The 6,000-nt window shown below is 59.4% G+C and carries 5 protein-coding genes; 3 read left to right on the forward strand and 2 right to left on the reverse strand.

What is annotated here, in order from left to right; genetic code table 11:
* Positions 1 to 87 precede the first annotated feature (87 nt).
* Both PH5382_RS14265 and PH5382_RS14270 read left to right on the forward strand, forming a co-directional pair.
* Positions 88 to 717 (forward strand): glutathione S-transferase family protein, encoded by a 630-nt coding sequence (locus PH5382_RS14265; protein WP_058335063.1) that lies wholly within the window; start codon positions 88 to 90, stop codon positions 715 to 717.
* A 93-nt stretch (positions 718 to 810) separates the two neighbouring features.
* Complete coding sequence (locus PH5382_RS14270) at positions 811 to 1,476, forward strand: TetR/AcrR family transcriptional regulator (protein WP_058335064.1); 666 nt, start codon at positions 811 to 813, stop codon at positions 1,474 to 1,476.
* A 104-nt stretch (positions 1,477 to 1,580) separates the two neighbouring features.
* Here the strand turns inward: PH5382_RS14270 and PH5382_RS14275 are convergent, their stop codons facing one another.
* Complete coding sequence (locus tag PH5382_RS14275) at positions 1,581 to 5,003, reverse strand: indolepyruvate ferredoxin oxidoreductase family protein (RefSeq protein ID WP_058335065.1); 3,423 nt, start codon at positions 5,001 to 5,003, stop codon at positions 1,581 to 1,583.
* A gap of 143 nt (positions 5,004 to 5,146) precedes the next feature.
* Here PH5382_RS14275 and PH5382_RS14280 point away from each other — a divergent pair, with 143 nt between their 5' ends.
* Positions 5,147 to 5,608, forward strand: a complete 462-nt coding sequence (locus PH5382_RS14280) for an Lrp/AsnC family transcriptional regulator (RefSeq protein ID WP_058335079.1) — start codon at positions 5,147 to 5,149, stop codon at positions 5,606 to 5,608.
* Between the two features lie 34 nt (positions 5,609 to 5,642).
* Here the strand turns inward: PH5382_RS14280 and PH5382_RS14285 are convergent.
* Positions 5,643 to 6,000 (reverse strand): DUF3307 domain-containing protein (locus tag PH5382_RS14285; RefSeq protein ID WP_231751888.1); only part of this gene is annotated, 358 nt, incomplete at its 5' end.

A 6,000-nucleotide genomic window follows, 5' to 3' on the forward strand; every position in this document is an offset into this window, starting at 1 on the left:
GGGACGTTTGGTTACGCTGGTCTCTTTCGGGTCGGCCCTCTTAGGCTGCGGGCCGACCACTGATCGCCGAACGAGGGAGGCTCCTTGATGATTTTTTACGATTGTTCCACCGCGCCCAATCCGCGCCGGGCGCGGATGTTTTTGGCCGAAAAAGGGCTTGCGCCGGAAACCCACGATATCTCTATCGCCAAGGGAGAGCAGCTGAGCGCGGCTTTTCGCGCGGTCAACCCAGGTGCCACGATCCCGGTTCTGGTCACGGATGCAGGTACGGTTCTGACTGAAAACCTGGGCATCGCGGCCTACCTCGAGGCGTATCAGCCAGAACCCGCCCTGATGGGGCGCACCGCGGATGAAAAGGGGCTGGTTCTGATGTGGAATTCCATCGTCGAACAGCAAGGCGGCGCGCCCATCGCTGAAACCCTGCGCAAAACGCATCCCGCGTTTCAGGACCGTGCCATTCCGGGACCGGACAACTACGCTCAGCTGCCGGAACTGGCCGAACGTGGTGTAGCCCGCACCGCGCGCTTTTTTGACATGCTCGAAGAGCGTCTGAGCCAAAGCCCCTATCTAGCCGGCGAAGACTTTACCCTTGCGGATATTTCGGCCTTTGTCTTTGTGGAATTTGCCCGCGTCGTCAAACTGCGCATTCCCGAAGATAACAGCGCCACACTTGCCTGGCACGCTGCCATCAAGGCTCGCCCCAGCGCGCAGCTCTAAACGTTTGGCGCTATCAATGCGATCCGCAGGCAGACTGGACAAGCCTGGCTGTGGATCGCAGGATGCGTCAACTGAATGAGAGTGAAATGAGACATGTCGCGCAAGCCGCTTTTACACCGTGATGACCCCAGTGCCGAACCTCTGGTGGGCAATGTCAAAGTCACCCGCGAGGACTGGCTGAATGTGGCAATGGACGTGCTGATCACCGACGGGGTCGAGCAGGTCAAAGTGCTGGCGCTGGCCGAACGCATGCATGTGTCGCGCTCTTCGTTTTACTGGTATTTCAAATCGCGTCAGGACCTACTGGACGCGCTGCTGAAAACCTGGGAGCAAACCAATACTGTCGCCATGGTCGCCCGCGCTGAAGCTTCGGCAGATACCATCACGGCAGCTGTGTTGAATGTGTTTCACTGCATCGCCAACCCGGCGCTGTTCAACACGGCACTGGATTTTGCGGTGCGCGACTGGGCGCGGCGCTCCGGCAAGGTGCGTAGCTTGCTGGACCGGTCGGATGCGCGTCGGGTTGAGGCCTTGACCAAAATGTTCGCGCGCTATGGCTGCCCGGATCTGGAGGCCATGACCCGGGCTAAGGTGCTGTATTACATGCAGCTGGGCTATGACATGGCCGAACCCAATGAAAGCCACGCGCATCGTCTACAGATGACGCCGTATTATCTGAAGGTCTTTACTGGCGTTGAGCCGAGTGAGGAAGAACTGGCTGATTTTGCAGCCTTTACCGAGAAACACTGGGATCTGTAAAACGGGATCTTTGAAATCGGCAGCCCTGTTGGATGCAGGCAGGTAGGATGCAGACAGAAGAATGGCCCCAACTGGGGCCATTTCGTTTTTGCTGAAGGCTTGCCTCAGAGTTGTTTCAACAAGCGTTCGGCCGCGGCGCGATGCTTGTGAGCCGCATCCTGACGAACCGGGCCATAGCCTCGAATTTCCATGGGGGCGGTCAGGATATCGAGGCAGGCACGGTGTTTTTCGCCGTTGTAGCTGTTCGCAACAGTGCGAAGGGCCGCCTCATACCAGGCCAGAAGGCTGCGGTGCAGGCGGGCCTCTTCGTGATAGCCAAAGAGGTTGAGTGGCGTGCCGCGCAGGCGTTTGCCACGGGTCAAAAGCGACAAGGCCGGGCGCAGCCAGGGGCCAAAGGCCTTTTTGACGGGGCGGCCACGCGCGTCCTTTTTGCGGCTCAGAAGCGGCGGCGCCATGTGGTAGTTGACGCTGTAGTTGCCTTCGAATTCTTCGGCAATCTGATCCTTGAATCCCTCTCCGGTCATCAGGCGTGCTACTTCGAATTCATCCTTGTAGGCCATCAGTTTGAACAGGGATTTGGCCGCAGCCTGCGTCAGCTCTTCTTTGGCGTCCAGTGGCAGAAGGCTAGTGAACTTCGCCAGTGTTTCGCTGTAGCGGGCGGCGTAGGCGGGATCCTGATACCCGGTCAGAAACACCGCCCGGCGGTCGATGATCTGTTCCAGAGTCTCTTCGGCTACAGCTTCTTCGTTGTAAAACTGCGACACCAGATCCGGATCCACCGCCATGGCGCGTCCGATGGTAAAGGCTAGGCGGTTTTTCTCGATCGCAACGCCGTTCAGCTCAATCGCCTGATCGAGGGCTGCACCGCTGACCGGCACCAACCCCTGCTGCCAGGCAAAGCCAAGCATCATCACATTGGCAAGAACCGCATCCCCCAACAGGGCCTCTGCGGCCTCGTTGGCGTTAAAGCCTGAGAGGTTCTCCGGGCCGACGGCGGCGGCGATTTCGCGCTCGCGCAGGCCCGCCATCAGATCGGCGTCGCGGCGCAGTACCAGATCGCCGGTGGGCATCTCAGCGCGGTTCAGCACGATGCGGGTGCCCGCACGATAATGCGCCGAGGCTTTGGGTGCAGAGCTGACCACCACGTCGCAGCCGATCACCGCATCTGCGGCGGCCTGATCGATGCGCACCTGGTTGAGGCTCTCGGGGCTGGTGGAGAGGCGAATATAGCTGAGCACGGTGCCGAATTTCTGCGCAAAGCCGGTGAAATCCAGCACGCTGGAGCCTTTACCTTCGAGGTGCGCCGCCATGGTGATCAGCGCGCCAACGGTGACGACGCCAGTGCCACCCACCCCAGTGACCAGAAGATCGAACGGCTCCGTGAGTGATGGCAGTTCGGGGGCGGGTAGCTTGGCGGCCAGCGCATCACGGTCCAGACCTGCGGGCAGTTTTTTGCGCCGCGCGCCACCCTCAACGGTGACAAAGCTGGGGCAGAAACCGTTGAGGCAGGAAAAGTCCTTGTTGCAGCTGGACAGGTTGATCTTGCGCTTGCGGCCAAAGGCAGTTTCTTTGGGCTCCACGCTCAGGCAGTTGCTCTCGACAGAGCAGTCGCCGCAGCCTTCGCAAACCAGATCGTTGATGAAGGCGAACTTCTTGGGGTCTTCCAGCGCGCCACGTTTGCGGCGACGGCGCTTTTCGGTGGCGCAGGTCTGCTCATAGATCAGGCAGGTAACACCTTTTATGTCACGCAGCTCACGCTGCACCAGATCCATATCGGCACGATCATGGAAGGTGGTGCCGCTTGGGAAATCACCGCGATGGAATTTGTCGATGTCATCCGACACCAAGGCAATCCGCTGAACGCCTTCGGCACGACAGGTCTGGGCAATGCCGGTGACGCTGACTGGCCCGTCGACAGGCTGGCCGCCGGTCATGGCAACGGCATCATTATACAGGATCTTGTAGGTGATATTGGTATTGGCGGCGACAGCCTGGCGGATCGCTAAGGAGCCCGAGTGATACCAGGTGCCTTCGCCCAGGTTCTGAAACACGTGTTTGCCACCGTTGAACTGCGAAGCAACCGTCCAGGGCACCCCTTCGCCGCCCATCTGGGCATAACCGGCGGTGTCGCGATCCATCCAGCTGGCCATGACGTGGCAGCCGATACCTGATTTAGCCTCACTGCCCTCGGGCAGTTTGGTCGAAGTGTTATGCGGACAACCCGAGCAGAAATAGGGGGTGCGATTGGCACCAGCCACATTGATCAGCTTGGGTGGCTCTGCCAGCAGAGCAGCGGCCTTGGCGGGCAGGTTTTGGTCGGGGAAGAACGCATCAAGACGGGCCGCCACGATTGGGGCCAGCATCAGCGGGCTCAGCTCGCCGGTCCAGGGGATCAGCGGCTCGCCTGCGCTGTCGTATTTGCCGACCATCTTGTTGGGTTTGTCGCCGGGCCAGTCGTAGAAATATTCCTTGAATTGGCTTTCGATGATGCCGCGTTTCTCTTCGACCACTAGCACTTCTTCTTTGCCGCGCATAAATCGCAGGGCCTCGGGGCGGGCCAGCGGCCAGACCATGCCGACCTTGTAGATATCAATGCCCAAGGCGCGACAGGCATCTTCATCAAGGCCCAACAGACGCAGGGCCTCCATCAGGTCCAGATGGCCTTTGCCGGTGGTGACAAAGCCGAACTTGGCCGCGTCAACGTCATAGATGCGCCGGTCAATCGGGTTGGCCTCGGCAAAGGCGCGCACGGCTTTGATCTTGGCGCGGATGCGGGTCTCGATTTCGGGGGAGGGCAGATCGGCGCGGCGGATATGCAGCCCGCCTGGGTATTCGGGCAGCTCAGGATAGGTGAAGTCACGGTCCGTTTGCAGCTCCACGGAACGTGCACTTTCTACGGTTTCTGAGACCGCCTTGAAGCCGACCCAGGTGCCGGAATAGCGCGACAGGGCAAAGCCGTATTCGCCGTAAGAAAGGAATTCGGAGACATCCGCCGGGTTCAGCACCGGCATGAACCAGGACATAAAGGCGACGTCGGATTGATGCGGCATCGAAGAGCTGACACAGCCGTGGTCATCACCCGCCACCACCAGAACGCCACCCTTGGAGGACGACCCATAGGCATTGCCGTGCTTCAGCGCATCCCCAGACCGATCAACACCGGGGCCCTTGCCATACCACATGGAAAACACGCCCTCGACCTCGCAATGGGGGTCCAGAATGGCTTGCTGCGCGCCAAGAACGGCGGTGGCGCCCAGGTCTTCGTTGACAGCAGGCATGAATTTGACCCGGTGTTCTTCCATCCGCTTACGCGAGCGCCAGAATTCCAGATCAACGGCCCCCAGGGGTGACCCACGATAGCCCGAGACGAAACCGGCGGTCTTGTGACCCGCGCTTTGGTCGCGGCGGGACTGATCCAACATGATTCGAGCCAGGGCCTGGGTGCCGGTGAGAAACACCCGGCCGGTGGTGTTGTCGTAGCGGTCGTCAAGTTGGTAGCTGCGGAATTCGTGGCTCAGCTCGGTCATCGTGGCGTGTCCTTGCGCATAATCAGGTCTTTGCGGCAGGATATTTCACCTTGGGTGAAAAGATCTGTCTGAATTACTGGATTTCTGTCTTCAAATGGCTAAATGAACCGTATAAGCCCCCTTTTGTGGATGGAGTATTCGAAATGCAGCCGTTGGACGACCGTGACCGACAGATTTTGCGCCTTTTGCAGGAAGATTCTCGCATCTCGAACGCGGAGCTGGCAGAACGGGTCGGGATGTCAGCCTCGGCACTATGGCGCCGCGTGCGTGCGCTGGAAGAGACCGGTGTGATCGAGCGCTATGGCGCCGTGGTCAACGCACCGGCCATGGGGCTGGGGTTTCAGGCCATCGTGCATGTGCATCTGACCCGGCATGACCCGGAAAAACTGGTGGAATTCATTCGCGCGGTTGAACATAGCCCATTGGTACAGGAATGCTATGCCACTACGGGGCAGTCGGACTACCATCTGCGGGTGCTGGCCCCGGATCTGGAGGCCTATAACCGGTTTCTCGAAGATTTCCTGTTTCGCCTGCCAGCCGTGGCCAGTGCGCAGACCAATGTGGTGTTGCGTACTATCAAGCGGGATCGGCCTGTAATGCCGTAGAGTCTGGCTGGGGAGCCGTCAAAGGCGCTGCAGGCTATATCGCGACGCATTTGACCCACGCTGCGGTCATCGCGACATAGGTAAGCTGATGCAGGCATTGGTCGGTGCCCATGGCGCGCCAGAACACAGCGTTTTGCGGGGTCAGCTCTTTCTTTTCCGAGTAATGCGCTTTGCCATAATCGATATGGAAATGCACCACCCATTCCAGCAGGCAGATGGCCACGATAAAGTCGACTGACGCGCCCATGATTACAAAAACCGCAACGGAGCCAAGGGCATGAACACCTGCGTGCTGGGCGCGCCCGACGTGCAGATATTCATTCCGCCCGGATAGCATTTTGGGCGTTTGCAAAAAGAAGTCGGCAAACAGATGCTTGACCTGCAAAAGGCAG

Source organism: Phaeobacter sp. CECT 5382 (genome assembly GCF_001457775.1).
Taxonomy (GTDB): domain Bacteria; phylum Pseudomonadota; class Alphaproteobacteria; order Rhodobacterales; family Rhodobacteraceae; genus Pseudophaeobacter.

Bases quoted from the DNA above. Each gene is read 5' to 3' on its own strand.
- PH5382_RS14275 (WP_058335065.1), bottom strand. From the start codon at position 5,003: ATGACCGAGCTGAGCCACGAATTCCGCAGCTACCAACTTGACGACCGC.
- PH5382_RS14265 (WP_058335063.1), top strand. From the start codon at position 88: ATGATTTTTTACGATTGTTCCACCGCGCCCAATCCGCGCCGGGCGCGG.
- PH5382_RS14280 (WP_058335079.1), top strand. From the start codon at position 5,147: ATGCAGCCGTTGGACGACCGTGACCGACAGATTTTGCGCCTTTTGCAG.
- PH5382_RS14270 (WP_058335064.1), top strand. From the start codon at position 811: ATGTCGCGCAAGCCGCTTTTACACCGTGATGACCCCAGTGCCGAACCT.